Consider the following 24,054-nt stretch of genomic DNA (forward strand, 5'->3'; position numbering starts at 1 on the left):
CCGCCGAAGAGGCCGGCCAGCGGGTTGGCGCCGCCGCCCGCCCCGCCCAGCATGCCCGCGACGTCGGCGTTGATGGCGCCGAGCTGCTCGTTGGCCTGCCGCTGGATCTCGGCGTGTGCGTCGCGGACCGCTGCGATGACGAGATCGGCCAGCGTCTCGACGTCTTCGGGGTCGACGACGGACGGGTCGAGCTGCAGGTCGGTCAGCTCGCCGGCACCGGTGACGGTGGCCCGGACCAGGCCGCCGCCGGCGCTGCCGGTGGCCTCGGCCTCGCTGAGATCCTGCTGGGCCGAGAGCAGCTGCTCCTGCATGCGCTGCGCCTGCTGCAGCAGCTGGCTCATGTCGAAGCCTTCGGAACCACCAGGCGGAAACACAGCTGCCTCCTCGCCCTCAAGGGGTGTTGTCAGGGCACACGGTCACAGCGAGCCTACGTCACCGACGCGGCCCGATCTGACCAGGCCCGTTGGCGATCTGGATCACTCGTGCTCGATCTCCGCGATGACGGTGGCGCCGAGGGTCCGCTCGAGCAGCTCGCGCTCGGACACACCGTCGTCGGCCAGGTCCTCGTCGTCGGGGTCGGCGTCGTCGTCGGTGGCCTTGTACGCCTCGGCGGCCGTCGTCGCCGCTGCTCCCGGTGCTGCCCCGGGGGCCGCGGCACTGCCCTGCTCCTTGACCCTGCGGGCCGCCTGCTTGGCCGCGGCCGCGCGGCCGGCAGCGTCGGGCGACGACGACGGCGCCTGCGGCTGCGCTGCGGGCGGGGTCTGGGCGGTGGCCTGCGGCGCTGGGTGGGCCGGGGCCGACGGCTCCGACGGAGTGGACGGCGGCGCCGCGGGCGCGGACGGCGTCGCTGGCGCGGCGGGCGTCGAGGCTGCGGCCCCGCCGCGGTTCTGCGCCGCCGGGTCGGCGGACGGATCGACGATGGCCTCGATGCGCAGGTCGAGCAGCAGGACCTCTTTGATGGCCTGCTGCAGGCACTCTTGGAAGTCGGCGCGCCGGGCGAAGGTGTCGCGCAACGTCGGCTGCCGGAAGGCCAGCGTCAGCACGCCCTCGGAGACGTCGGAGACCACGGACTCCTGCGAGATCAGGCTCCACGGGGTGCGCTTGATCTCCTTGAGCCGGACCAGCACCTCGGGCCACATGCGGCGCAGGTCGGCGACGCCGCCGGACGCACCGGACGCACCGGCCGCGGCGATGGGCTGTTGCGTGGTGGCCGGCGCCGGTGTCGCGCGGACCGGCGGGCCCGACGGGGGCGGCTGCGGCGCGGGCTCGGGTCGCGGTGCCGGTTGCCGCTGCACCGACGGCTCGGGGGTCGGCGCCTCGGCGACGGGTTCGGGCGCCGGTTCGTCGGCGACGGCGACCAGCTCGGGCCGCGGCGGTGCAGCCTCGGCAGACTCGAGCCGTGGTGCGGGCATCGGAGCCGGCTCGAGCGCCGGCGGAGCCGCCGCGGGCGGGACCGCAGCTGACGCCGTCGTCGGTGGGGAGTCTTGGGGGCTGACCCGGGCGAACGCGGCCGCACGCTGGGACTGGCCCGGCGGGTGGGCTTCGACCGGAGCCGGTTCGGCGGCCGGTGCCGCTGGTGCGGCTGGTCCGGCTGCGGGCGCGAGCGGCTCGCCGCCGGTGAGCCGTCGTTCGACGCGGTCGAGCCGGGCCTGGACGCCGGCGACGGTGTCGTCGGCGGCGGGGAGCAGCAGCCGCGCGCAGACCAGTTCCAGCTGGAGCCGGGTGGGGGTGGCGCCCTTCATGGCGGTGATGCCTTCGTCGACGACGGCCGCGAGCCGGACGAGGTCGGACGGGCCGAACTGGGCGGCCTGGATGGCCATGCGCTCTGCCTGCTCGGGCGGGAGGTCGAGCAGCCCCTCGGCGACGGCGTCGGGCGCCGCCCGCAGGACGATGAGGTCGCGGAAGCGCTCCAGCAGGTCGGTGAGGAAGCGGCGGGGGTCGTGCCCGGCGTCCATGACCTGGTCGATCGCGGCGTAGACCGACCGGCCGTCGCCGGCGGAGACGGCCTCGACGACCTGGTCGAGCATGGCGGCGTCGGTGAAGCCCAGCAGGGCCACCGCGAGGTCGTAGGTGACGCCGTCGTCGCCCGCACCGGCGATGAGCTGGCCCAGGATCGACTGCGCGTCGCGGGCTGACCCCGCCCCGGCCCGGGCGACCAGTGCCAGCGCGGCCGGCTCGATGGGCACGCCCTCCTGCTCGCAGATCCAGCCGAGGTTCTGCTGCAGCGTCTTCGTGGGGATGAGCCGGAACGGATAGTGGTGCGTGCGCGACCGGATGGTGCCGATGATCTTGTCGGGCGCAGTGGTGGCGAAGATGAACTTCAGGTGCGCCGGCGGCTCTTCGATCAGCTTCAGCAGCGCGTTCGCCGCGCCCGGCCCGAGCTGGTGCGCCTCGTCGATGATGTAGATCTTGAACCGCGACGACACCGGCGAGAAGTGCGCCTTCTCGCGCAGGTCGCGAGCGTCGTCGACCAGACCGTGCGTCGCCGCGTCCAGCTCGACGACGTCGATGTTGCCCGGCCCGTTGGGCGCGAGGTCGAGGCAGGACTGGCACTGCCCGCACGGCTCGTCCGTCGGGCCCTTCTCGCAGTTCAGAGAACGCGCCAGGATGCGCGCCGACGACGTCTTGCCGCAGCCTCTGGGGCCGGAGAAGAGATAGGCGTGGTGGACGCGGTCGTTGGCCAGCGCTCGCATCAGCGGGACGGTGACATGCTCCTGCCCCACGACGTCAGCGAACCTGCCGGGCCGATAGGTGCGATACAGAGCGAGCGACGACACCTTGCGAACCATAGTCGCCGCTACCGACAGATACCCAGCCTGGAGGCAGATCGCCTGGCCGGAGAGACGAAGGGACCCCTCGCGCACCCGGTAGAGCCCACTTACCCTTGCTGCCTTCCGGCCCTGGGGGAGTTAGGCGGGGTGCCGCCACGCGAGGGGTCGGCTGCCAGTGTACGTGGTCGGCGGCGAGGCTTCACATCGCGCTGTCGATTTCAGCCGGAGGGCCCTCGTCCGATAATCTCTCCGGCGGAGGATTCGCCTAGTGGCCTAGGGCGCACGCTTGGAAAGCGTGTTGGGAGCAATCCCTCAGGGGTTCGAATCCCCTATCCTCCGCCATCCAGCTCCAGCTGCTCATGGTTCCCGGCGGCGTCCCGCCGATCGCGAGGGAACACGGTCGAGGAAGTCCCGCACCGCCACGGCCGTGTCGGCCGGGGAGATGGTGTGGTTCTCGCCGCCGGGGACGGTCTCGTAGCGGGCGTCGGAAAGCAGGCCCGGCAGGGTCTCGGCGGCCTTCCGCAGCACCGGCCAGGTCTCCGTGCCGGTCAGGACCAGGATCGGCACGTCGACCGCCCGCATCTCGGGGGTGGGGCGGTCGTACGGCGGCCCCGTCACCATCGCGTCGTACACGACGGTGTGGGCGATCGCCTCGAGCGCCGGGAAGAACGGCGCCTGCCGGATCCCGGCCACCATCTCCGGCGGCAGGCCGATGCCCTCGAGCTGGAAGGTCGTGACGGCCTCTGCCCGCTTCCCGGCCGCCACCAGCGACGACAGCCGGGCCGGCAGATCGGCCGGGCGCCGGTCGGCGTCGTCGAAGACGAAGGGGACCTCGTACATGATCAACGATGTCACGGGCACTCCCCGCGCGGCCGCGAGCAGCCCGAGGTTCGCGCCCGACGAGAAGCCGAACACCGCCGCCGTCCCGCCGACGACCTCCAGCACGGCGTGCAGGTCCTCGATCTCGCGCTCCACCGCGTAAGGCCCCACATCGCCGCTGCCGCCGCGGCCGCGCCGGTCGTAGCACACGACCGTATGAGTGGAGGCGAGCTCACCGGCGACGGGTGCCAGCGTGTGCCGGTCGTTGAACGCGCCGGAGACGAAGACGATCGGCGAGCCGGAGCCGGCCAGGTCGTAGGCGATGGTGGTGCCGTCGGCCGAGGTCGTGGTCTGCATGGGTACCTCCTGGACGAACGAGGGACGATCCTGAACCTGTCGTCCCCACGACGAACGGAAAGGGCGACGATGGACACCGTGAGCCAGCCGACCGACCAGCCGATCCGGTATCTGCTCCTCATCAGCGCCGATGAGGCGCTCGAGCCGGAGGTCATCAGCGACGAAGGCCTGCGCCGGTTCCAGGAGTGGTTCGCCGACCTGGAGCGACGGGGGGTGCTGCGCGCCCACGAGGGCCTCCATCCGAGCGCCATGGCGACGACGGTGCGGGTGCGCGACGGCGAGGTGCTGCTGACCGACGGGCCGTTCATGGAGACGAAGGACCAGATCGGCGGGTTCGCGCTGATCGAGTGCGCCGACCTCGACGAGGCGGTCGAGATCGCCGCCGGGCACCCGGCCGCCAGGTTCGGGCAGGTCGAGATCCGGCCGGTGCGATGACCGACGCGCGGGCGGCTGTCGCCGAGGCGTTCCGGGCCGAGTGGGGCCGGATCGTCGCGGGGCTGATCGCCCGCACCGGGAACTGGGACCTCGCCGAGGAGTGCACGGCCGACGCGTTCGCCGCGGCCCTGGAGTCCTGGCCGCGCGACGGCGTCCCGGACCGGCCGGGGGCCTGGCTGACCACGACGGCGCGGAACCGGGCCGTCGACCGGCTGCGGCGCGCCAAGGCGGGCGAGGCGAAGCTCCGGCTCCTGGCGGCGACGGCGACGGCGGACGAGCCGCCGGCCAGCGACCACGTCGTCCACGGCGACCACGGCGACCACGGCGTACACGGGCCCCGAGACGACCGGCTCCGCCTCCTCTACACCTGCTGCCACCCGGCGTTGGGCTTCGAGGCACAGGTCGCGCTCGCGCTGCGCACCCTGACCGGCCTGACGACGGCGGAGATCGCGCGGGCGTTCCTCGTCCCCGAGTCGACCATGGCCAAGCGGCTGGTCCGAGCCAAGCAGAAGATCCGCGTCGCCCGCATCCCGTACCGCGTGCCGCCGCCGCACCAGCTGCCCGAGCGTACCGGCGCCGTCCTCGGCGTCGTGTACCTGCTGTTCAACGAGGGCTACGGCGCCACCAGCGGCGACGGCGCCATGCGTCCGGAGCTCACCCGCGAGGCGCTGCGCCTGGCCGGCCTGGTCGCCGAGCTCATGCCCGACCAGCCCGAGGCGCTCGGCCTGCTCGCCCTGCTCCGCCTGCACGACGCCCGGGCGGCGACCCGGATCGGCGCCGGCGGCGAGCTCGTCCCGCTGGAGGAGCAGGACCGCGGCGAATGGAACCGCGCGACGATCGCCGAGGCCGTCGGCCTCCTGCAGCGAGCGCTGCGACGCGAGCGGCCGGGCCCGTACCAGCTCCAGGCGATGATCGCCGCCTGCCACGCGGCCGCCGCCCGGCCCGAGGACACCGACTGGCCGCGAATCGTCCGTCTCTACGACCAGCTGCTCGAGCACGTGCCGTCGCCGGTCGTGCGGCTGAACCGGGCGGTCGCCGTCGCCATGGCGGACGGCCCGGAGGCCGGGCTCGCGCTGGTCGACGCCGTCGCACCGGAGCTCGGCGACTACCCGCTGCTGCCGGCGACCCGGGCCGACCTGCTGCGCCGGGCCGGCCGCCGCACCGAGGCCGCGGAGCAGTACCGCACGGCCCTCGAAGTGGCCGGCAACGACGGCGAGCGCCGCTACCTCGCCCGCCGCCTGGCCGAGCTCGACCGGGTCTGAAGCGCCGAGTGTCAGTGCCCGCCCTTAGGGTGGGGACCCTCCCTCACCGGGCGGGGTCCAGCTACGGCGGCGGCTCACCTCCGGCGGCGGGTGCCGAAGACGCCGCGCACGATCTCCTTCGCCAGCTCTCGCCCGGCCGTCGTGAGGAAGGCGTCGAGCGGGCTGTCGGCGGCCGCCCGAGCCCTCGGCTTCCTGGTCGGCGACGGCGTCTGCTGCGGTTTCGGCGCGGGCACGGTGCCGGGCACGGGGAGGCCGCGGATCTCCGCCTCGAGCCGCTCGATCTCCTGCTCCCTCGTCAACGGTTCCGGCGACGACGGCGTCGGCTCGCCGCCCGCGACGGGGCCGCCCGGACCCGCGGCGATCCGTCCGGTGAGCAGCTCGTACGCCGACTCGCGGTCGACCCGCTCGCCGTACGTGGCGGCCAGCGGCGACGCCGCGACCAGCCCGTCCAGGACCTCCGCGGACGATGGCGCCATCAGCGACAGGGGAGCGCGCAGCATCGTGTGTGCGACCGGCGTCGGCGCGCCTCTCTCGGACATCACCGTGACGACCGCCTCGCCGATGCCGAGCGTCGTCAGCAGCTCCTCGAGGTCGTAGGACGACGTCGGGTAGGTGCGGACCGCGGCCTTCAGCGCGGCGGCGTCGTTCGGCGTGAACGCGCGCAGCTGGTGCTGCACGCGGCTGCCGAGCTGCGCCAGCACGTCCTCGTGCACGTCTTTCGGCGACTGCGTGACGAAGAAGACGCCGACGCCCTTGGAGCGGATCAGCCGGACCGTCTGGACCAGCGCCGCCAGGAACTCCTTCGACGCGTCCTTGAACAGCAGGTGTGCCTCGTCGAAGAAGAACACCAGCTTCGGCTGCTCGAGGTCGCCGACCTCGGGCAGCTCCTCGAACAGCTCGGCCAGCAGCCACATGAGGAACGTCGAGAACAGCACCGGCCGGTCCTGCACGCCGGGCAGCTCCAGCAGCGTGATGACGCCGCGGCCGTCGTCGGCCCGCCGCAGCAGCGACGACACCTCGAACTCCGGCTCGCCGAAGAACGTGTCGGCGCCCGACGCGGAGAAGTTGACCAGCTCGCGCAGGATGACGCCGGCCGTCTGCTTCGACAGGCCGCCGAGCCCCTCGAGGTCCGGCTTCCCCTCGGCCGACGTGAGATACTGGATCACCGCACGCAGGTCCGACAGCTCCACCAGCGGCAGCCCAGCGGTGTCGGCGTAATGGAACACCAGGCCCAGCGAGCTCTCCTGGGTCGCGTTCAGCTCCAGGACCTTCGCCAGCAGCGTCGGCCCGAACGACGTCACCGACGCGCGGACCGGCACGCCGACACCGTCGTCGCCCAGGCGCAGCAGCTCGACGGGGAACGCCGTAGGCGACCACTCCTGCCCGACGGCGTCCGCGCGGACGCCGACGCGCTCGTCCCGGACGCCCGGCGAGGCCAGGCCGGACAGGTCGCCCTTGACGTCCGCCGCGAACACCGGCACCCCGGCCGCGGCGAGCTGCTCGGCCATGACCTGCAGGGTCTTGGTCTTGCCGGTGCCCGTGGCGCCGGCGACCAGTCCGTGCCGGTTGAGCATCGCCAGCGGCACCCGCACCGGCGCGTCGGCCCGCGGCGCGCCGTCGACGACCAGAGCGCCCAGCTCGAGACACGCGCCGTCGAACGCGTACCCCTGCTGGATCGTCGACACGACATCGTCGGCCATGACCCACCCCCGTAGCGGCATATGCCTGGCGAAACGTCGCCCGCAGTTTAGACTGCGCTAGGTGATTTTCAAGCGCGTCGGAGACGGCAGGCCCTACCCGGAGCACAACACCGGGCTGCGGGCGTGGTCCGAGCTCCCTCCGCGCCAGATCCGCCTGACCGAGCTGGTCACCACGAAGCGCACGCTGAACCTCGAAACGCTGCTCTCCGAAGACTCCACGTTCTACGGCGACCTCTTCGCCCACGTGGTCGAATGGCGCGGCGAGCTCTACCTCGAGGACGGCCTGCACCGTGCCCTCCGCGCGGCCCTGCAGCAGCGCCCGGTGATCCACGCTCGTGTGCTCCTGATCCGCGACACCCCGCCCGGCCCGCCGCCCGGTCCCCCCGCGGACACCAAGGAGCATCCAGTCCCCGGCGCCGAGCCCGACACCGAGGCATGACCTGCGGAAACGGTTACATCGCGACTAGGCTGATCACATCACCACGACCCCCCGCCCCAGCGGCACCGCCGCCGACCCCGGAGCTGGCATGGCCTTCGACGAGGAGCAGCTGACCGAGGAGCAGTCTGCCCGGCGGCGCCGCTGGCGGCGCATCCGCACCTCGGTCACGCTGCTGGTCCTCATCGGCGTCGTCATCGGTGCCGCGTGGTACAGCTGGGACAACGTCGTGGGCGAGGACGACTCCGCCACCTCCGACACCGGCAACCAGCCGTGCGCCCCCGGCGTGCCGACGGCCGCGCCCGCGCCGGCGGAGGTCCAGATCAACGTCTACAACGCCACCGACCGCAACGGCCTGGCGTCCGCCGTCGCCGGTCAGGTCCGCGACCGCGGCTTCGTCGTCGTCGACGTCGACAACGACCCGCTGGGCCGCGACATCACCGGGACGGCGGAGGTCCGGTCCGGGCCTGCCGCCCAGGCCGCGGCCGAGCTCGTCGCCACCCTGGTCGCGGGCGCGGTGTACGTGCCGGACGAGCGCACCGAGGCCACCATCGACCTCGTGCTCGGCGACGCGTTCGAGGCGCTGGCCGACCCCGCCGCGCCGCCCCCCACTCCGGCGGCCGACCTGCCGCCCTGCGGCGCCGCACCGTAACCGTCGCGCAGCAGTCGGCCCGGTAGCCGTCGGCACCGTGGTCGTCGGCCCGCAGCCTTCAGTCCTCGTCGTCCTCGGGTTCCTCGCGGCCGTGCTCACCGAACCAGCCGGCCAGGCGGCCGCGCCGGCCGACGGCGCGCAGGCGTGACTCCGTCGCGCGACGCAGCGCCCGCGGGGCCACGATGAGGATCTCGTCGCCGTGCTGCAGCTTCGTGCGCGGGCCGGGGACAGTGGTGGTGTCGCCGCGGACGATCAGCGCGATGTTCACGCCCTGCGGCACGCGCAGCTCGCCGATCTCGACGCCGTGCAGCCTCGAGCCGGGCGGCACGCGGACGTGGATGAGGTCGGCGTCGAGGCGCTCGAGCGGCGCGGACTCGACGTCGGCGTCGCGGGTGGCGAACGCCGGCACCATGCCCAGGCGGGCGGCCAGCCACGGCAGCGTCGGGGCCTGGATCAGCGTGTAGAGGACGCTGACGATGAAGACGACGGCGAACAGCCAGTCGGCGTCCTCGACGCCCTCGGCGAGCGGGATCGTCGCGAAGACGACCGGCACGGCGCCGCGCAGTCCGGCCCAGGACAAGAAGATCTTCTCGCGCACGGTCATCATGAACGGCGCCGTCGACGCCCACACCGAGATCGGCCGGGCGACGAACGTCAGGGCCGCCCCCGCGACGACGGCGGCGAGGAACGCCTCGGGCATGTCCGACGGCGACGCCAGCAGGCCGAGCATGACGAACAGCGCGATCTGGGCCAGCCAGGCCAGGCCCTCGACGAACGAGCGGGTGGCACCGCGGTGCGGCAGGTGCGAGTTCCCCAGCACCAGCGCCGCGATGTACACGGCCGCGAACCCGCTCATGTGCGCGAACGCACCGAGACCGTAGGCCAGCACCGTCAGCGTGAGCACGACCAGCGGGTAGAGGCCGGACGCCGGCAGCGCCGTCCGCCGCAGGATCTCGGCCCCGAGCCGCCCGACGACGTAGCCCAGCGCGGCCCCGCCGATCAGCTCGTACACCACCGTCACGCCGATGACCAGGAAGTTGTCGCCCGGACCGCTGTGGGCCGCCAGGATCGTCACCAGCACGATCGCCGGGGCGTCGTTGAGCCCGGACTCCGACTCCAGCGCACCGGACAGCCGCCGTTTCAGGGGCAGCCGGCGCAGCGTCGAGAACACCGCGGCGGCGTCGGTGGGCGCGAAGATCGCGCCCAGCAGGATCGCCGGCAGCCAGTCCAGGCCGAGCAGGTAGTGGCAGATGACCGCCACGACCGCCGTGCTCACCGCGACGCCGACGGTCGCCAGCGCCAAGCCGATGCCGAAGACCGGCCGCACCTGGTCCCACCGCGTCGTCAGGCCGCCCTCGGCCAGGATGACGATGAGCGCGGCGTAGGCGAACGACCGTGCGACGTCGGGGTCGGAGAACTGGATGCCCAGTCCCGACTCGCCGATCGCGACCCCGATCAGCAGGTACAGCACGAGGCTGGGCAGCCCGAGCCGCACGCTCACCCGCACCGCGACGACGGCGGCGATGAGCACGAGGGCGCCCGCGAGCAGGAAGACGTTGAGCGAGTCGACGGTCATCGCCGCACCCCCGTCCCCAGTCTCGGCGAGCCGCATCGCGGCAGGTCTAGAGCGTAGAGCGCGGTCGGCCGTGGTCGCGCGACGTACGGTCGGAGCGACAGAGCCCGCCCCGGGCGTTCACCGGGGCGGGCTCTGACCAGCTGGCGGTAGCGGTGGGATTTGAACCCACGGTGGAGTTGCCCCCACACACGCTTTCGAGGCGTGCTCCTTAGGCCGCTCGGACACGCTACCGCCGTCGAGGGTACCGGAGCGCCGGGCGCCGTAGGAAATCGGCACGGCCCGACGGCGTCAGCCTCCGGCACCGCCCCACGCGGCCGGCATGCGACCGCGCCCGGAACCGCCTCAGCGCTGGGCGGCGAAGAAGTCGCTCACCAGCGCGCCGCACTCGTCGGCCAGTACACCGGAGATCACCTCGGGACGATGGTTGAGCCGCCGGTCGCGGACCAGGTCCCACAGCGAGCCGACGGCGCCGGCCTTGGGGTCGGGGGCGCCGTAGACCAGCCGTTCCACGCGGGCCAGCACCAGCGCGCCGGCGCACATCGAGCACGGCTCCATGGTGACGACGAGCGTGCAGCCCTCGAGCCGCCAGGAGCCCACGACCGACGCGGCCGCCCGCAGCGCCAGTACCTCGGCATGCGCCGTCGGGTCGGCGTCGGCCTCGCGCCGGTTGTGGCCGCGGCCGAGCACCGTCCCGCCGGCCCCGACGACCACCGCGCCGATGGGCACGTCGCGGGTCGCGGGCGCCAGGACCGCCTCGGACAGCGCCGCGCGCATGAGCGGCTCGTAAGGCCGGCCGGCCGGTCCCGCGGGCATGCCCCCGACCCTACGGCCCCGAAGCCGGGCGCCACGCGGGCGTGCGACGATCGGGCATGCGGATTCTGACCGGACAGCAGGTCGCGGCCGAGGGACTCGAGGGCTGGGCGCACCTGGGCAACGGGCTCTACACCCGGGTCACCACGCCCGACTTCGCCACGGGACTGGAGCTGGTCGACGCCGTCGGCGCGGCTGTGATCGCGTCGGAGCCGGAGCGCACCGGACTCCAGCCCGACCTCAGCCTGCACGCCACGCACGTCGACATCGCCCTCGCCGGCCGCGGCCTCCCCGGCGTCACCGACGAGGACGTCGCGCTCGCCCGCGCCATCACTGGCCTGGTGACCGCCGCCGGGTGCCGTCCCGAGGCCTCCGTCACGCGGATCAACCTCGCCCTCGACACGCCCGGCACGGACGGCGTGCTGCCGTTCTGGCGGGCGTTCCTCGGTTACGAGAACCGGCGGCCCGGCCCGCCCATGGTGCGCGATCCTGCCGGCAGGCTGCCGTCGGTGTGGTTCCAGCCCTCGGGCGGCGAGGAGCCGCGGCAGCGCTGGCACCTCGACGTGTGGCTCGACCCGGCGCAGGTCCAGGGGCGCATCGATGCCTGCCTCGCCGCCGGCGGCCGGGTCGACGACGACAGCGGCGCGCCCGCGTTCTGGGTGCTGGCCGACGCCGAGGGCAACCGCTCCTGCCTGGCGACCTGGCAGGGCCGCGACTGATCAGGTCTCAGGGCAGGACGTCGTCCAGCTGCTGGCCGAAGCCGGCCCGCGCGGCGACCTGCATGATCATCTCGTCGGGGTAGTCGTCGAGGTCGTCGCAGATCGCGGCCAGCGCCATGGGGTCGACGCCGAGGTCGGCGAAGATCGTGAGGTCGCCGGCCGGCTGCACCGGGTCCTCGTCGTCCGGCAGCGGCAGGCCCAGTCGCTCGACCACGTCGCGGGCCATGGGCCAGTCGGTGGCGGCGGTAACGTCTGACAGCAGCAGCCGCACCTGACCGCCGACCAGCCGGACGGCGTAGAAGAAGTCCTCGTCGACGGAGACGAACGCCAGCGACCCGTTCTCGCCCGGCCGCTGCCGCAGCAGCTCGACCACCTGGCCCAGGTCGTGCCCGAGCCGGCGTGGCGCCGTCTCGACCTGCCACTGCCCTTCTTCGCGGTAGACCACGACCACGAAGTCGACGACGCCCTCACCGTCGGACACGACCGGTTCCTCTCGACGACCGGTGTGGTCTCCTAGGTGCTCTGCCGCAGCCGGCGACGCAGCCCCGTGGTACGACCGTGCCACGGGGTGGAGCGGGCGAGCAGCGCGCGGGCCTCGGCCAGCTCGCGAAGGAAGACGGCCCGCTGACGCAGGCGGCTGATGTCGGTGACGAGCTCACCGCTGGGTGTCGGGGAATCGTCTGCACCCGAGCCGACAGGCTCGGTGATGGCGCCCTCGGGCATCTGGCCTCCGTTCTTCAGACGCAACCCCTGCACACTCGGGGGACGCTAGCACCAGCGGACCCGCCCGGTCGAGAGCGTGACCGGATTCGGATAGGTTCCTCGCATGCGTCTGCTGGCCGTCGACCACCCGCTCGTCGCGCACAAGCTCACCGTGCTGCGCAACGCCAAGACCGACTCCCCCACGTTCCGCCGGCTGGCCGACGAGCTGGTCACGCTGCTCGCCTACGAGGCCACCCGCGATGCGCGCGTCGCCACCGTCGAGATCCAGACCCCGGTCGCGCCGGCCACCGGCGTGAAGCTCAGCTCGCCGAAGCCGCTCATCGTCCCGATCCTGCGGGCCGGCCTCGGCATGCTCGACGGCATGGCCCGGCTGGTCCCCACGGCCGAGGTCGGGTTCCTGGGCATGATCCGCGACGAGGACACCCTGCAGGCCACCACGTACGCCACCCGGTTGCCCGACGACCTCACCGGCCGCCAGTGCTACGTCCTCGACCCCATGCTGGCCACCGGCGGCACGCTGGCGGCCGCGGTCCACTTCCTGGTCGACCGCGGCGCCGAGGACATCACCGCCGTCTGTCTGCTGGCCGCTCCCGAGGGCGTCGAGTACCTCGAGCGCGAGACCCGCGAGCTCGGCGTTCCGCTCACCGTCGTGACGGCGGCCGTCGACGAGCGGCTCAACGAGAAGGGCTACATCGTGCCCGGCCTGGGCGACGCGGGCGACCGGCTGTACGGCGTGGTCGACTGACCCGTCCGCCCATTCCCGAGCCGCTCAGAGCGACTTGAGCGCCGTCACCAGTGCCGTCAGCGAGGCCTTCGCGTCGCCGAACAGCAGTGTGGTCTTGGGGTCGAAGAGCAGCTCGTTCTCGATGCCGGCGAACCCCGGGCGCATCGAGCGCTTGAGGAACACGATCGCGCCCGCGTGGTCGGCGTCGAGGATCGGCATGCCGTAGATGGGCGACCCCGGTGACGTGCGCGCCGCCGGGTTGACGACGTCGTTGGCGCCCACGACCAGCGCGACGTCGGCCGTGCGCAGCTGGCCGTTGGCGGTGTCCATCTCGAGCAGCTGCTCGTACGGCACGTTCGCCTCGGCGAGCAGCACGTTCATGTGTCCCGGCATGCGCCCGGCCACCGGGTGGATCGCGTAGCCGACCTCGACGCCGCGCTTCTCGAGCAGGTCGACCAGCTCGCGGATCGTGTGCTGCGCCTGCGCGACCGCCAGCCCGTACCCCGGCACCACGATGACCCGGCGGGCGTACGCCAGCATGATCGCGACGTCGTCGGGTCCGGCCGAGCGGACCGGGCGGTCCGACGCCTCGCCGCCACCGGCCGTCGAGCCGCCCTTGAAGGCGCCGAACAGGATCGACGACACCGACCGGCCCATCGCCCGCGCCATGGCCCGGGTGAGGATGGTGCCGCTCGCGCCGACCAGCGTGCCGGCCACCAGCAGCAGCGCGTTCTCGAGCACGTAGCCGCCGGCCGCGACGGCGAGGCCGGTGAACGCGTTGAGCAGCGAGATGACGATCGGCACGTCCGCGCCGCCGACCGGGAGCACCAGCAGCACACCGGCCAGCAGCCCGACCAGCGCCAGGATGATCGCCAGCGTCACGCTGCCGGTCGCCACGGTCCAGACGCCGAGGCCGAGCGCCGCCACCAGCACGCCGCCGAAGACGAACGGCCCGCCGGGGAACGTGATCGGGCGGCCGGTCATCAGCTCCTGGAGCTTGAGGAACGTGACGGCGGATCCAGCGAACGACACCGAGCCGATGAGGATCGTGAACGCCGAGGCGACGAGGGCGCCGTCGGACAGCAGCTCTGCGTGCCGCAGCTCGAGGATCGCGACCAGCGCCGCGGCACCGCCGCCGACGCCGTTGAACAGCGCGACGAGCTGCGGCATCGCCGTCATCGCGACCCGGCGGGCGCCGAGCGCACCGGGCACGGCGCCGACGGCCACCGCGAGCAGGATCCAGCCGAGGTTGTCGATGTCGTAGGCGAAGAACGTGACCACGACGGCGAGCAGCGCACCGAACGCGCCGAGCAGGTTGCCGCGCCGGGCCGACTTCGGCGACGCGAGGCCCTTGAGGGCGAGGATGAAGCAGACGGCGGCGACGACGTAGCAGACCTGCGCCCAGACCGGGATCACTCGCCGCCCACCTTCGCCGGCGCCACCTCGGCCGTCGGCGGTCGTGTGCCGCCGAACATCTCCAGCATCCGGTCGGTGACGACGAAGCCGCCGACCAGGTTCAGGGTCGCCAGCACGACCGCGATCAGGGCGACCACCAGCACCCCGGCCTCGTCCGCCGTCCCGGCCACGATGACCGCGCCGACCAGGATGACGCCGTGGATGGCGTTGGCGCCGGACATCAGCGGCGTGTGCAGCGTCGAGGAGACCTTCGACACGACCTCGAACCCCACGAACACCGCCAGCACGAACACCGTCAGCAGCGCAACGCCCTCGGTCACTCGGCCTCCAGGAGCTCGCGGGTGGGGACATGGCGGACGACGCCGTCATGGGTGACGGCGGCGCCGTCGACGATCTCGTCGGCGAAGTCGGGCGTGACCTTGCCGTCCGCCGTCATCAGCAGGACGAGATTCACGACGTTGGCGGCGAACAGCCGGCTCGCGTGGACGGGCAGCTGGCTGGGCACGTTGCGCGCGCCCCAGACGAGCGCGCCACCGACCCGCAGTTCCTCGCCGGCGACGCTGCCCTCGACATTGCCGCCGGACTCCGCGGCGAGGTCGACGACGACGCTGCCGGCCTTCATCGCCTCGACGGCGGGCCGTTGCACCAGCAGCGGCGCGGCCCGGCCGGGCACGGCCGCCGTCGTGATCAGCACGTCGGACGCGGACACGACCGGCGCGAGCAGGTCGCGCTGCAGCTGGGCACGCTCCTCGGTCATCTCCCGCGCATAGCCGCCGGTGCCCTCGAGACTGGGGAGGTCGAGCTCGACGAACTGCGCGCCGAGGCTGCGCACCTCCTCGGCCGACGCCGCGCGGACGTCGTAGGCCTGCACGCGGGCGCCGAGCCGGCGCGCGGTCGCGATGGCCTGCAGCCCGGCCACGCCGGCGCCGAGCACCAGCACCTCCGCGGGCGGCACCGTCCCGGCCGCCGTCATCGACAGCGGGAAGAACCGCGGCAGCCGCTCGGCCGCGACCAGCACCGCGCGGTACCCGGCGACCAGCGCCTGGGACGTGAGCGCGTCCATCGACTGGGCCCGCGAGATGCGCGGCACCAGCTCGAGCGCGAAGGCCGTCACCCCGGCGTCGCGCGCGGCCCGCACGGTGTCGAGCTCCTGCGTCGCGGGCAGGAACGACACGGTGACGACGCCGCTGCGCAGCGCGGCCAGGCGCTCCGGCGGCAGCGGGTTCACGGAGAGGACGACGTCGGCGCCCGCGAGCACGTCGCCGGTGACGACGGAGGCACCCGCCGCCTCGTAGGCGGCGTCGGCGTGCAGGGCACCCGCGCCGGCTCCGGACTCGACGGCGACCTCGAGGCCGGCGCTGGTCAGCCGCCCCACCAGGTCAGGGACCAGCGCCACCCGGCGTTCGTGGTCACGGGTCTCGGCAGCGACGACGACCTTCATCGCCCGCAGACGTTACCCGCCGACCACCGTTGATCGACAGGGGCTCGCCACGTGTTGGTCCGATCCCTAGGGGAAGAGCCATCCCGAGGATGGAGACGAAAGCACGGTCGACCGGTGACAATGGAAGGGCAACGCCCTCTAGAAAGGACACGCCATGGGCAAGAACACCGGATGGATCGTCGGAGGAGCAGCCGCGGTGATCCTCGCGCTCTGGCTGCTGCCCTTCTGGCTGTTCGTGGTGCTGCTGATCGGCATCCCGGTCGCCGGCTACCTCATGCTCGACCCGTCGCAGCGGCGCAAGCTCCGTAGCCGCCGCAACCGGCAGATCGGGCGCTGACCCCACCCGCTCTCATCCATCGAGCCCGGGCGCGCTTCGGCGTGCCCGGGCTCGATCATGGGGGGTCGTCGGTCAGGCGCGGCGGAGGCGGAGCGTCACGATCTGGAACGGGCGCAGCCGCAGGCTGACGGTGTCGCCGTCGGCGCCGGTCATCGCCGCAGCCGGAACCGGTCGTTCGAGCAGGTCGGTCTCCTCGACGCCGGACACCGCGAACGACGGCGTCAGCGTCGCGGTCGCCCGGCCGCCGCGCGCCTCGTAGAGCCGGACGACGACGTCGCCGGAGCGGTCGTCGGCCAGCTTGACCGCCGACACGACGACCGACCCGCCAGACCCGGCAGCCACCCGGACCAGCGGCTCGACCTCGTGCCCGGCGCCCTCGACGATGCGCGGCGGCAGGTTCAGCGCGTAGCCCTCGCGCACCGCGTCGTCGATCGTCGCGCCCGGCACCAGCGAGTAGCGCATGGTGTGCACGCCCTGGTCGGTCTCGGGGTCGGGGTAGCGCGGCGCCCGCAGCAGCGACAGCCGGACCGTCGTCGTGGTCCCGCCCGTCTCCGAGGCCGGCCGGCGGACGTCGTGGCCGTAGGTCGAGTCGTTGACGAGCGCGACGCCGTAGCCGGGCTCCTCGAGGTGCACGAACCGGTGCGCGCACACCTCGAACTTCGCCGCGTCCCACGTGGTGTTCTCATGCGTCGCGCGGTAGTGGTGCCCGAACTGCGTCTCGTAGGCGGCCCGCTGCGTCTGCACGTCGAGCGGGAACGCGGCCTTGAGGAACTTCTCGCGCTCGCGCCAGTCGACCTCGGTGGTGACGTCGACCCGGTTGGCGCCGGGCGCGAGCATGATCTGCTGGACGACGTGCGAGTCGCCGAAGGTGCGCGCGACCCGGACGGTGCCGCCGTCGGCGCTCAGCTCGTCGACGTCGACGAGGTCGGTGACGGTGTTGCGGTAGAACTCGTCGACGTCCCAGGCGTCCCACTGGTTCGGCAGGTCCGGGTGCAGCTGCAGCAGGTTGCCCGGGCCGGCGAGCACCTCGCGGCCGGCCTCGAGGTCGAGCACCGACGTCAGCAGGCCGCGGCCGTCGACGGTGACCCGCAGCAGCCCGTTGTCGAGCACGTAGCCGCCCTCGGCCGGCGTCGCGACGACGGCCGGCGACGACGGCTCCGACACCTCCACCGGCGAGCCGGCGAACGCGGGCACGTCGCAGCGGCGATGCGGTGCGGCGTTGAACGCCACCTCCGTGGTGCCGGCGCCGGCCAGCGCTCGCTGCGCGCGGTCGATGATCTCGGCCAGCTCCGCCCCGATGCGGGCGTACTGCTCGCGCGCCTCGCGGTGCACCCAGGCGATCGACGAGCCGGGCAGGATGTCGTGGAACTGGTTGAGCAGCACCTGCTTCCAGATGCGGTCCAGCTCGTCGTACGGGTAGTCGGCGAGGCCCGCGACGGCCGCTGTCGCCGACCACAGCTCGGCCTCGTGCAGCAGGTGCTCGCTGCGCCGGTTGCCCTGCTTGGTCTTGGCCTGCGACGTGTACGTGGCGCGGTGGATCTCGAGGTACAGCTCGCCGGACCAGACCGGCGCGTTCGCGTACTCGGCCTCGGCGGCGGCGAAGAAGTCGGCCGGCGTCTCGATGGCGACCCGCGGCGAGCCCTCGAGGTCTGCCGTCCGGCGCGCCTGGGCGATCATCTCGCGGGTGGGGCCACCACCGCCGTCGCCCCAGCCGAACGGGACGAGCGAGCGGTTCGCGTCGCCCTTGTCGCGGAAGTTGCGGACGGCGTGGGCGAGCTCGCCGCCGGACAGGTCGGAGCTGTAGGTGTCGATGGGCGGGAAGTGCGTGAAGACGCGGGTGCCGTCCAGTCCCTCCCACCAGAACGTGTGGTGCGGGAAGACGTTCTGCTTGTTCCACGAGATCTTCTGGGTGAGGAACCAGCGCGACCCCGACAGTGCCACCAGCTGCGGCAGCGCCGCGGAGTACCCGAAGGAGTCCGGCAGCCAGACCTCCGGGGTGTCGACGCCGAACGTCTCGAGGAAGTACCGCTTGCCGTAGACCAGCTGGCGAGCCATCGCCTCCGAGCCGGGCAGGTTGGTGTCGGACTCGACCCACATGCCGCCGACGGGCACGAAGCGGCCGCCCTTCACCTGCGCGGCGACGCGTTCGAAGACCTCCGGGCGGTGCTCCTCGATCCAGGCGTACTGCTGCGCCGACGACATCGCGTAGACGAGGTCCGGGTACTCGTCGAGCAGGTTGACCACGTTCGACGTCGTGCGCGCGACCTTGCGGACGGTCTCGCGGACCGGCCACAGCCACGCGCTGTCGATGTGCGCGTGCCCGACGGCGGACAGGCGGTGCGCGCTGGCGTTGGCCGGCTTGGTGAGGACGTCGGCCAGCTCGGCCCGGGCGGCGGCCGCAGTGCCGGCGAGGTCCTGCAGGTCCAGCGCGTCCAGCGCCCGCTCGACGGCGCGCAGCAGCTGCCACCGACGCGGCTCGCCCCCGGGCAGCTGAGGCATCAGGCCGCCGATCGCCTCGAGGTCCTGCCACAGCTCCCACACGTCGGTCTCGAACACGGCGACGTCGGCGCGGTTGATCCGGTACAGCGGTTCGCTGCCCGCGGTCGACTTCTCACCGAGCGGCGTCACGGCGAACGGCGTGTCGCCATCGAGGCGCGGGTTGGCGGCCGCCTCGACGTAGAGGTCGATCCGCTCGCCGCCGTTCACCGGGTCGCCGACCGGCAGCCAGATGTTGCGCGGGTGCAGGCCCTTCACGACCGACCCGTCCGGCCGGTACGCCAGACCCTCGGCCTGGAAGCCGGCGAACCGGTTCTCCCAGCCCAGGTCGATGACCAGCTCGACCCGGCGCCCCGCGGCCTCGGCCGGCACCTCGCCGGTCACGTGGAACCACGACGTGCCCCACGGCGGGCCCCAGCGCTCGCCCACGGCCGCCGGGACGTACCGGCCGTCGGCGACCGCCTCGCCACCGGGCAGCGCGGCCGACGGCGGCACCGGCTCGCCGTGGCCGCCGTCGACGTGCCAGACCGTCAGGGACAAGGGGGCGACCGTGCGGTGGACGGCCGGCTTCAGCCGCTGGCTCAGGACTCGCTCGAGGCGGTTCTCGACCAGGACGCGGTTGTCGTGCATGCGGGGTTCCAGCCTCCGTCGGATGGACTGCGATACGGAGCGCGAGAGGCGCCGGGTCCACGTTACGGCGTTGTGGGAACGTCCCCACAGGCGACCGGACGGAATGCCGGAATTGCGTAAAGAAGATCTCAGACTCGTCTCATGATCACAGCTCATCGGCGCCGTTACGCTCGCGGCGACGTGCCCGGACAGCCCGGGCGTCTGGGTGGGGCCGCGGTGGGCGCGGTGGGGAGCGGAGGACGTCATGGGGGCTGCGCGGTGGACGCGGCTGGTGGGCGCTGGGTGCATCGGAATCGGCACGGTCGCGGTGGTGGCACCGCTGGCCCTCGCCGCTCCGGACGACTTCAGCATGACGTCGACGACCATGGGCTTCGGCTCGGTCTTCGTCGGCGAGACCGGTACCGAGAAGCTCATCATCCGGAACATCTCCGACGCAGCGCTGGCGCCGGAGCTCACCGGCGGGCTCGTCACCGGGGACGGGCCGTTCGAGGCGACGACGACGTGCGACGGGTCCGAGCTGGAGCCGGACGAGACCTGCGAGTTCGCGTACACCTACACCCCTGCGGCGGTCGGGTCGCACCAGATCGACGTGCCGTTCACGCTCGAGGGCATCACCTACAGCGCCTCGCTCACCGGCACCGGCGTCGCGCCCATCGAGGTGTCGTCGCCGGCGCTGGCGTTCGGCGCGGTCGTCGTCGGCGAGACGAAGTCGCTCGACCTGACCGTCACCAACGTCTCGAACATCTCGCGGACACCGTCGGTGAGCGCACCGGCGGTCGAGTCCGACGTCTTCTCGGGGACCTCGTCGTGCGACGGCGCACTGGCGGCCGGGGAGTCCTGCGCGATCAGGTACGAGTTCGCGCCCACGGCGGCGGGCGCGGCCACGGGCGCCGACCTCATCGTCGTCGAGGGCGCCAACCACATCGTGTCGCTGTCCGGCACCGGCGTGCCGGCGACGACGCCGACCGCCGTGATCGCGTCCGACGGGCCGGTCGCGGAGGGGTCGACGGCAACGGTGTCGTTCAGCGACCAGGACGACCCGGGCTCGGAGATCGTCGAGCCGTTCGTCTACAGCTTCGACTGGGACGGCGACGGGACGTTCGAGGTCGTGGGGTCGACGTCGGCGGCGGCGCCCGTTCCCGCGGCGCTGACGGCGGACGGCCCGGCGACGGTCTCGGTCACGGCCCGCATCACCAACCAGATCGGCCGGTTCAGCGAGTACGAGACCGACGTGGTCGTGCAGAACGTCGAGCCGGCGCTGACGGTGACCGGTCCCGACGCCGTGCGATCCGGGACGTCGGCGGCGCTGGCGGTCGCCGCCGTCGACCCGGGCTCCGCCGCCGAGGAGTACACGTACGCCGTCGACTGGGACGGCGACGGCACGGCGGACCAGACGGTCACCGGGGCGGCACAGCGCTCGATCGTGCACACGTTCTCCTCCGTGGGCACCTTCGACGTCGGTGTGACGGTGTCGGACGGCGACGGTGGCAGCGACTCGGCCACGCACCGGGTGAGCGTGACCGAGGACGACCCGAGCGGGACGCCGTCCGGGACGCCGACGCCGTCCGGCACACCGACCGACCCGGGAACCGGGACGCCGTCGCCGACGGACACCTCGACGCCGGTCCCGACGGACACACCGACGCCGTACGAACCGAGCGCGACGCCCACGTCGTACGAGCCGTCGGCCACGCCCACGCCGTACGACCCGTCCGGTGACGACGACGGCCACGACGGCACCCTGCCGGAGACCGGCGCCGGCTTCGGCGACGCCTCGGTGCTGGCGGGCGCGCTGCTCATCGGGCTCGGCGCGCTGCTGCTGCTGGTCACGCGCCGCCGGCTGGTCCAGAGCTGATCAGACGGCCCCGCCGGCCGGGTGCTCACCGGCCGGCGGCGCTCAGCCGGTGCAGCGGACGACGGCGACGACGCCGGTCAGCTCCGACGTCGTGAGGTAGCCGCAGTCGTCGACGGCGTACGTGACGGTCTCGGCCTGCAGGACGTTGCCCGCCGGGACCCGGCGCACCGGCCACGAGGGAAAGGTCGCGACGTCCGTGCCTGGGCCGGGCGCGCGGTACTCGAGGACCTCGTCGTAGGTCCGCAGCAGGACGCGGGCGGCGGCGAGGTCGGCCGACGCGTCGGTGACGACGTTGCCCGCCAGCGCCGCGAGGAGCCCGTTCTCCGGCTCCGGCAGCTCGATGCCGGCGACGGCCTCGAACTCGCCGCCGTCGGCCGGGCCGCGGTAGAGGCGGGTGCTGCCGGTCTCGCCGGTGTCGCGGTCGAACGAGGCCTTGCTGACGACCAGCGGCCGGCCGTCGCCGTCCACGAGCAGCGCCTCGGCGTCGGTGGGGCCGTCCTCGTAGGTGTACTCGAGCGCGTCGGCGTCGAGCGTGCGGGCGTCGGGCGCGTCGGGCGCGTCGGGTGCGTCAGGCTCGTCGGGCGCGTCGGCGAGGTCCGGCTCGGGCGCCCGGTAGACCACGACGTGGTCGCGGCCCACGTGGTCGCCGATGTCGCCGACGTACAGGCAGCTCACGGCGGGGTCGTCGCCGCACGGGCCGACCGCCAGCGCCTCGGCGTTCTCCGGGTCCATGCCGTCCAGCTCCAGCCGCGCGACCGGCGTGCCGTCCTCGCGCACCGCCACGACCTCCGGCGTGCCGGGCTCGTCGCTGACGACGTAGTAGAGGCCGGGCGTCCGGACGCTCGCCGCCATGCCGCTGACCTCGACGACGGTGTCCTCCGAGAGCGTGCCTGCGGACTCGGCGTCGCCGTAGCACGGCGCGTCGCACTCGGGTTCGGCGTCGGCCGACGGCTCACGCGGCGGCTGCTGCGCTGAGTCGTCCTCCCGGTCCACCCCGGAAGTGACCCCGGCGGAAGGTGAGCCGTTCGCCGTCGTTTCCGAGTCCGCATCGGAGCAGGCCGCAAGGGACAGGACGGCCGCCAGTGTCACGACAAGCACACGACTCTCCGTTGCCCCACGTGTCACCGTGCGGACCAAGATTTTTCCTCGTTCCCTACCAGTTTCGGGCCGGCCGGACATAGCCTCGTAGCAAGAGCGGCACCATTCTCGCCCCCCGGGGTGGTGCCGCTCGGTCGTTCCCTCCGCGGCGCGCCGCCGGCGTCAGCCGGGCTCAGGCCGAGGCCGTGTCGCGCACCGGATCGGCCAGCCCCAGCACGTCGCGCACCACCCGCAGCAGCTGCGGCCGCAGGTCGGCGTTCGAGACGTCCGGCAGCGCCAGGATCGCGACGATCACGCCGAGCGCCGCCGACGTGCGCACCCGCTGCTCCAGCGACAGATCTCCGTTGGCCAGCAGCGCCGCGAGCCGCGCATCGTTGGCGCGCATGCGGTCGAGCAGGGTCGAGTTCGAGACGCCGGCGATGTCGTTCATCGCGTAGGTCGCGACCCGCCGATGTGCCAGCAGCAGGTCGACGTAGCGCTCGACGAGCGTGAGCCGCCAGGCCGGGCTGCCGATGTGGGCGGTCTCGGACTCCGCCTCGGCGATGATCCAGTCCTCGCCGTCGACCATCGGGCGGAGCAGGTCGTCGAGGATCTCGACCTTCGTGCGGTAGTGGTAATAGACCGCGGCCTTGCTGATGCCGAGTGCGTCGGCGATCTCGCGCAGCGTCGAGCGCTCGTAGCCCTGCCGGGAGAAGAGGTCGAGCGCGACCTCGCGGATGTTCCCGGCGGTACCCGCGCCGGGGCGTCCCTCGTCGTCCATCTCCGTCGCCGCCTCGCTGATCGAGAAGTGAGGGCGGCCACACGATACGTGAACTACTTGCCGGCCGACAAGTGTGGTCGTAGCGTGAGACCCAGAGCACTTGTCGGCCGACAAGTAGAGGCAACTTCAAGGGGGCGCTGGCGCTCATCGCACGTCGCCAGCACTGGAGGACCGATGGCCTCGGACACCCTGTCGCGACGCCCGCCCACGCTGCGCCACATCCGCACCGGCTCACGACTCGCCACGGCCGCGAAGGAGATCGCCTTCCTGCTCGCGGCCGCACTCCTCTATACGCTGGTCAGAGGCTTGACCAGCGACCGCGTCGACGCTGCGTTCCGGCACGCCGAGGACGTCATCGCGTTCGAGAGGTCGCTCGGCATCGATGTCGAGACCGACCTGCAGAGCTTGATCCTCGACCACGAGTGGGCCATCGACGCCGCCAACGGCTTCTACATCTACGGCTACTGGCCGGTGTTCGTGCTCACGCTGGTCTGGCTCATCGCGCGCCGGCCGGCGGCCTACCCGTTCTACCGCAACGCGCTGCTGGCATCGGGCGCGTTCAGCCTGGTCGTCTTCGCGTTCTACCCGCTGTCGCCACCGCGGTTCCTGCCCTGGCACGGCTTCGTCGACACCATCTCGCTCGAGGCGCCGACGTATCGCGAGATGAACTCGCCCACCTTCGTCAACGAGTACGCCGCCATGCCGAGCCTGCACTTCGGCTGGATCCTGCTGCTCGGCATCGCCTGGGTCGCGCTGTCGCGAGTGCTGGTCGTGCGCATCGCCGGGGCGACCATGCCGCTGCTGATGTTCGCCGCCATCGTGCTCACCGGCAACCACTACGTCGTCGACGCCATCGTCGGCGGCGCCGTCGTGGTCGCGGGCATCGGGGTCGCCGTGCTCATCGAGCGGTACGAGCGGCGGCGGGCGGTCGAGGCGGCCATCGACGACGCGCGACAGGCTGCGGACGGCGACGGCGCGGGGGCGGGTGCGATCCCGTCCCAGCGCACGCCGAACCTCTCCCGCGTCCGCTGAGTCCC

General features: G+C 73.0%; 22 protein-coding genes, 2 tRNA genes, 1 other RNA gene and 1 pseudogene. 10 read left to right on the forward strand and 16 right to left on the reverse strand.

The genetic code is table 11. The annotated features are described in order from the left end of the window. The 3 genes from E1212_RS22205 to ffs all read right to left on the reverse strand — a co-directional run. The coding region (locus E1212_RS22205) for a YbaB/EbfC family nucleoid-associated protein (RefSeq protein WP_420814411.1) at positions 1–374 on the reverse strand (374 nt) is incomplete at its 3' end. 102 nt (positions 375–476) lie between these two features. Continuing rightward, a complete protein-coding gene (locus E1212_RS22210) occupies positions 477–2,777 on the reverse strand; it encodes a DNA polymerase III subunit gamma and tau (RefSeq protein WP_131986514.1) in 2,301 nt (766 codons plus the stop codon). Between the two features lie 67 nt (positions 2,778–2,844). Next, an RNA gene (gene ffs, locus E1212_RS22215) (signal recognition particle sRNA small type) lies at positions 2,845–2,941 on the reverse strand. A gap of 84 nt (positions 2,942–3,025) precedes the next feature. Between ffs and E1212_RS22220 the strand changes: the two genes are divergently transcribed. After that, positions 3,026–3,113: transfer RNA gene (locus E1212_RS22220), tRNA-Ser, on the forward strand. Between the two features lie 15 nt (positions 3,114–3,128). Here the strand turns inward: E1212_RS22220 and E1212_RS22225 are convergent. After that, entirely contained in the window at positions 3,129–3,947 is an 819-nt protein-coding gene (locus E1212_RS22225; RefSeq protein WP_131986516.1) for an alpha/beta fold hydrolase, read from the reverse strand. A gap of 102 nt (positions 3,948–4,049) precedes the next feature. On the opposite strand from E1212_RS22225, the gene E1212_RS22230 reads away from it, so the two are divergent. After that, positions 4,050–4,382: a YciI family protein gene (locus E1212_RS22230; protein WP_131986574.1), complete on the forward strand. Its 333-nt coding sequence runs from the start codon at positions 4,050–4,052 to the stop codon at positions 4,380–4,382. Continuing rightward, positions 4,379–5,644, forward strand: coding sequence for an RNA polymerase sigma factor (locus E1212_RS22235; protein ID WP_131986518.1), 1,266 nt, complete (start codon positions 4,379–4,381; stop codon positions 5,642–5,644). The genes E1212_RS22230 and E1212_RS22235 overlap by 4 nt, the downstream gene beginning before the upstream one ends. Positions 5,645–5,718: 74 nt before the next feature. Here the strand turns inward: E1212_RS22235 and E1212_RS22240 are convergent, their stop codons facing one another. Continuing rightward, complete coding sequence (locus E1212_RS22240) at positions 5,719–7,344, reverse strand: helicase HerA-like domain-containing protein (RefSeq protein WP_131986520.1); 1,626 nt, start codon at positions 7,342–7,344, stop codon at positions 5,719–5,721. A 61-nt stretch (positions 7,345–7,405) separates the two neighbouring features. On the opposite strand from E1212_RS22240, the pseudogene E1212_RS22245 reads away from it, so the two are divergent. Then, positions 7,406–7,693, forward strand: a pseudogene (locus E1212_RS22245) (type II toxin-antitoxin system VapB family antitoxin); the annotation flags it as partial. 178 nt (positions 7,694–7,871) lie between these two features. After that, the gene (locus tag E1212_RS22250) at positions 7,872–8,432 is read left to right on the forward strand and encodes a LytR C-terminal domain-containing protein (protein WP_131986524.1); all 561 of its coding nucleotides are present in this window, start codon (positions 7,872–7,874) and stop codon (positions 8,430–8,432) included. 58 nt (positions 8,433–8,490) lie between these two features. On the opposite strand, the gene E1212_RS22255 is transcribed toward E1212_RS22250, so the two are convergent. From E1212_RS22255 to tadA, 3 genes are all read right to left on the reverse strand, one after another. Beyond that, positions 8,491–10,008, reverse strand: coding sequence for a potassium/proton antiporter (locus E1212_RS22255; RefSeq protein ID WP_131986526.1), 1,518 nt, complete (start codon positions 10,006–10,008; stop codon positions 8,491–8,493). Positions 10,009–10,149: 141 nt separating this feature from the next. Next, positions 10,150–10,239: transfer RNA gene (locus E1212_RS22260), tRNA-Ser, on the reverse strand. 111 nt (positions 10,240–10,350) lie between these two features. Beyond that, positions 10,351–10,821, reverse strand: coding sequence for a tRNA adenosine(34) deaminase TadA (gene tadA / locus E1212_RS22265; RefSeq protein WP_238992445.1), 471 nt, complete (start codon positions 10,819–10,821; stop codon positions 10,351–10,353). A gap of 56 nt (positions 10,822–10,877) precedes the next feature. Between tadA and E1212_RS22270 the strand changes: the two genes are divergently transcribed. Further along, complete coding sequence (locus tag E1212_RS22270) at positions 10,878–11,537, forward strand: VOC family protein (protein WP_131986528.1); 660 nt, start codon at positions 10,878–10,880, stop codon at positions 11,535–11,537. Between the two features lie 7 nt (positions 11,538–11,544). Here the strand turns inward: E1212_RS22270 and E1212_RS22275 are convergent, their stop codons facing one another. Further along, positions 11,545–12,018 (reverse strand): tRNA adenosine deaminase-associated protein, encoded by a 474-nt coding sequence (locus tag E1212_RS22275; RefSeq protein WP_131986530.1) that lies wholly within the window; start codon positions 12,016–12,018, stop codon positions 11,545–11,547. 32 nt (positions 12,019–12,050) lie between these two features. Then, entirely contained in the window at positions 12,051–12,260 is a 210-nt protein-coding gene (locus E1212_RS22280; RefSeq protein WP_131986532.1) for a hypothetical protein, read from the reverse strand. 103 nt (positions 12,261–12,363) lie between these two features. Between E1212_RS22280 and upp the strand changes: the two genes are divergently transcribed. Then, on the forward strand, positions 12,364–13,005 hold the full coding sequence (gene upp / locus E1212_RS22285) for a uracil phosphoribosyltransferase (RefSeq protein WP_131986534.1): 642 nt from the start codon (positions 12,364–12,366) through the stop codon (positions 13,003–13,005). Between the two features lie 24 nt (positions 13,006–13,029). Here upp and E1212_RS22290 read toward each other — a convergent pair whose 3' ends face one another. The 3 genes from E1212_RS22290 to E1212_RS22300 are packed head-to-tail and all read right to left on the reverse strand — an operon-like array spanning position 13,030 to position 15,841. After that, entirely contained in the window at positions 13,030–14,400 is a 1,371-nt protein-coding gene (locus E1212_RS22290; protein WP_131986536.1) for an NAD(P)(+) transhydrogenase (Re/Si-specific) subunit beta, read from the reverse strand. Further along, on the reverse strand, positions 14,397–14,720 hold the full coding sequence (locus E1212_RS22295; protein ID WP_131986538.1) for an NAD(P) transhydrogenase subunit alpha part 2: 324 nt from the start codon (positions 14,718–14,720) through the stop codon (positions 14,397–14,399). Before E1212_RS22295 ends, E1212_RS22290 begins: the two co-directional genes overlap by 4 nt. Next, positions 14,717–15,841 carry an NAD(P) transhydrogenase subunit alpha gene (locus E1212_RS22300; RefSeq protein WP_131986540.1) on the reverse strand — a complete coding sequence of 375 codons (1,125 nt, stop codon included), beginning with the start codon at positions 15,839–15,841 and terminating at the stop codon, positions 14,717–14,719. The genes E1212_RS22295 and E1212_RS22300 overlap by 4 nt, the downstream gene beginning before the upstream one ends. A gap of 154 nt (positions 15,842–15,995) precedes the next feature. Here E1212_RS22300 and E1212_RS22305 point away from each other — a divergent pair, with 154 nt between their 5' ends. Next, on the forward strand, positions 15,996–16,178 hold the full coding sequence (locus E1212_RS22305; RefSeq protein WP_131986542.1) for a hypothetical protein: 183 nt from the start codon (positions 15,996–15,998) through the stop codon (positions 16,176–16,178). A 72-nt stretch (positions 16,179–16,250) separates the two neighbouring features. Here the strand turns inward: E1212_RS22305 and E1212_RS22310 are convergent, their stop codons facing one another. Then, a complete protein-coding gene (locus E1212_RS22310; protein WP_131986544.1) occupies positions 16,251–19,304 on the reverse strand; it encodes an alpha-mannosidase in 3,054 nt (1,017 codons plus the stop codon). A 244-nt stretch (positions 19,305–19,548) separates the two neighbouring features. On the opposite strand from E1212_RS22310, the gene E1212_RS22315 reads away from it, so the two are divergent. Further along, positions 19,549–21,159, forward strand: a complete 1,611-nt coding sequence (locus tag E1212_RS22315; RefSeq protein WP_131986546.1) for a choice-of-anchor D domain-containing protein — start codon at positions 19,549–19,551, stop codon at positions 21,157–21,159. A 42-nt stretch (positions 21,160–21,201) separates the two neighbouring features. Here the strand turns inward: E1212_RS22315 and E1212_RS29610 are convergent, their stop codons facing one another. After that, the gene (locus E1212_RS29610) at positions 21,202–22,152 is read right to left on the reverse strand and encodes a hypothetical protein (RefSeq protein ID WP_162605589.1); all 951 of its coding nucleotides are present in this window, start codon (positions 22,150–22,152) and stop codon (positions 21,202–21,204) included. A gap of 277 nt (positions 22,153–22,429) precedes the next feature. Next, positions 22,430–23,017 (reverse strand): TetR/AcrR family transcriptional regulator, encoded by a 588-nt coding sequence (locus tag E1212_RS22325; protein WP_131986550.1) that lies wholly within the window; start codon positions 23,015–23,017, stop codon positions 22,430–22,432. Positions 23,018–23,191: 174 nt separating this feature from the next. Between E1212_RS22325 and E1212_RS22330 the strand changes: the two genes are divergently transcribed. After that, positions 23,192–24,049: a phosphatase PAP2 family protein gene (locus tag E1212_RS22330; protein WP_131986552.1), complete on the forward strand. Its 858-nt coding sequence runs from the start codon at positions 23,192–23,194 to the stop codon at positions 24,047–24,049. Positions 24,050–24,054: the final 5 nt, after the last annotated feature.

The organism is Jiangella ureilytica, assembly GCF_004348545.1.
GTDB classification, from domain to species: Bacteria; Actinomycetota; Actinomycetes; order Jiangellales; family Jiangellaceae; genus Jiangella; species Jiangella ureilytica.

Coding starts and splice junctions, on each gene's coding strand:
- E1212_RS22225 (WP_131986516.1), bottom strand. CDS start 3,947: ATGCAGACCACGACCTCGGCCGACGGCACCACCATCGCCTACGACCTG.
- E1212_RS22235 (WP_131986518.1), top strand. CDS start 4,379: ATGACCGACGCGCGGGCGGCTGTCGCCGAGGCGTTCCGGGCCGAGTGG.
- E1212_RS22240 (WP_131986520.1), bottom strand. CDS start 7,344: ATGGCCGACGATGTCGTGTCGACGATCCAGCAGGGGTACGCGTTCGAC.
- E1212_RS22250 (WP_131986524.1), top strand. CDS start 7,872: ATGGCCTTCGACGAGGAGCAGCTGACCGAGGAGCAGTCTGCCCGGCGG.
- E1212_RS22255 (WP_131986526.1), bottom strand. CDS start 10,008: ATGACCGTCGACTCGCTCAACGTCTTCCTGCTCGCGGGCGCCCTCGTG.
- tadA (WP_238992445.1), bottom strand. CDS start 10,821: ATGCCCGCGGGACCGGCCGGCCGGCCTTACGAGCCGCTCATGCGCGCG.
- E1212_RS22270 (WP_131986528.1), top strand. CDS start 10,878: ATGCGGATTCTGACCGGACAGCAGGTCGCGGCCGAGGGACTCGAGGGC.
- E1212_RS22280 (WP_131986532.1), bottom strand. CDS start 12,260: ATGCCCGAGGGCGCCATCACCGAGCCTGTCGGCTCGGGTGCAGACGAT.
- upp (WP_131986534.1), top strand. CDS start 12,364: ATGCGTCTGCTGGCCGTCGACCACCCGCTCGTCGCGCACAAGCTCACC.
- E1212_RS22300 (WP_131986540.1), bottom strand. CDS start 15,841: ATGAAGGTCGTCGTCGCTGCCGAGACCCGTGACCACGAACGCCGGGTG.
- E1212_RS22305 (WP_131986542.1), top strand. CDS start 15,996: ATGGGCAAGAACACCGGATGGATCGTCGGAGGAGCAGCCGCGGTGATC.
- E1212_RS22310 (WP_131986544.1), bottom strand. CDS start 19,304: ATGCACGACAACCGCGTCCTGGTCGAGAACCGCCTCGAGCGAGTCCTG.
- E1212_RS22315 (WP_131986546.1), top strand. CDS start 19,549: ATGGGGGCTGCGCGGTGGACGCGGCTGGTGGGCGCTGGGTGCATCGGA.
- E1212_RS22325 (WP_131986550.1), bottom strand. CDS start 23,017: ATGGACGACGAGGGACGCCCCGGCGCGGGTACCGCCGGGAACATCCGC.
- E1212_RS22330 (WP_131986552.1), top strand. CDS start 23,192: ATGGCCTCGGACACCCTGTCGCGACGCCCGCCCACGCTGCGCCACATC.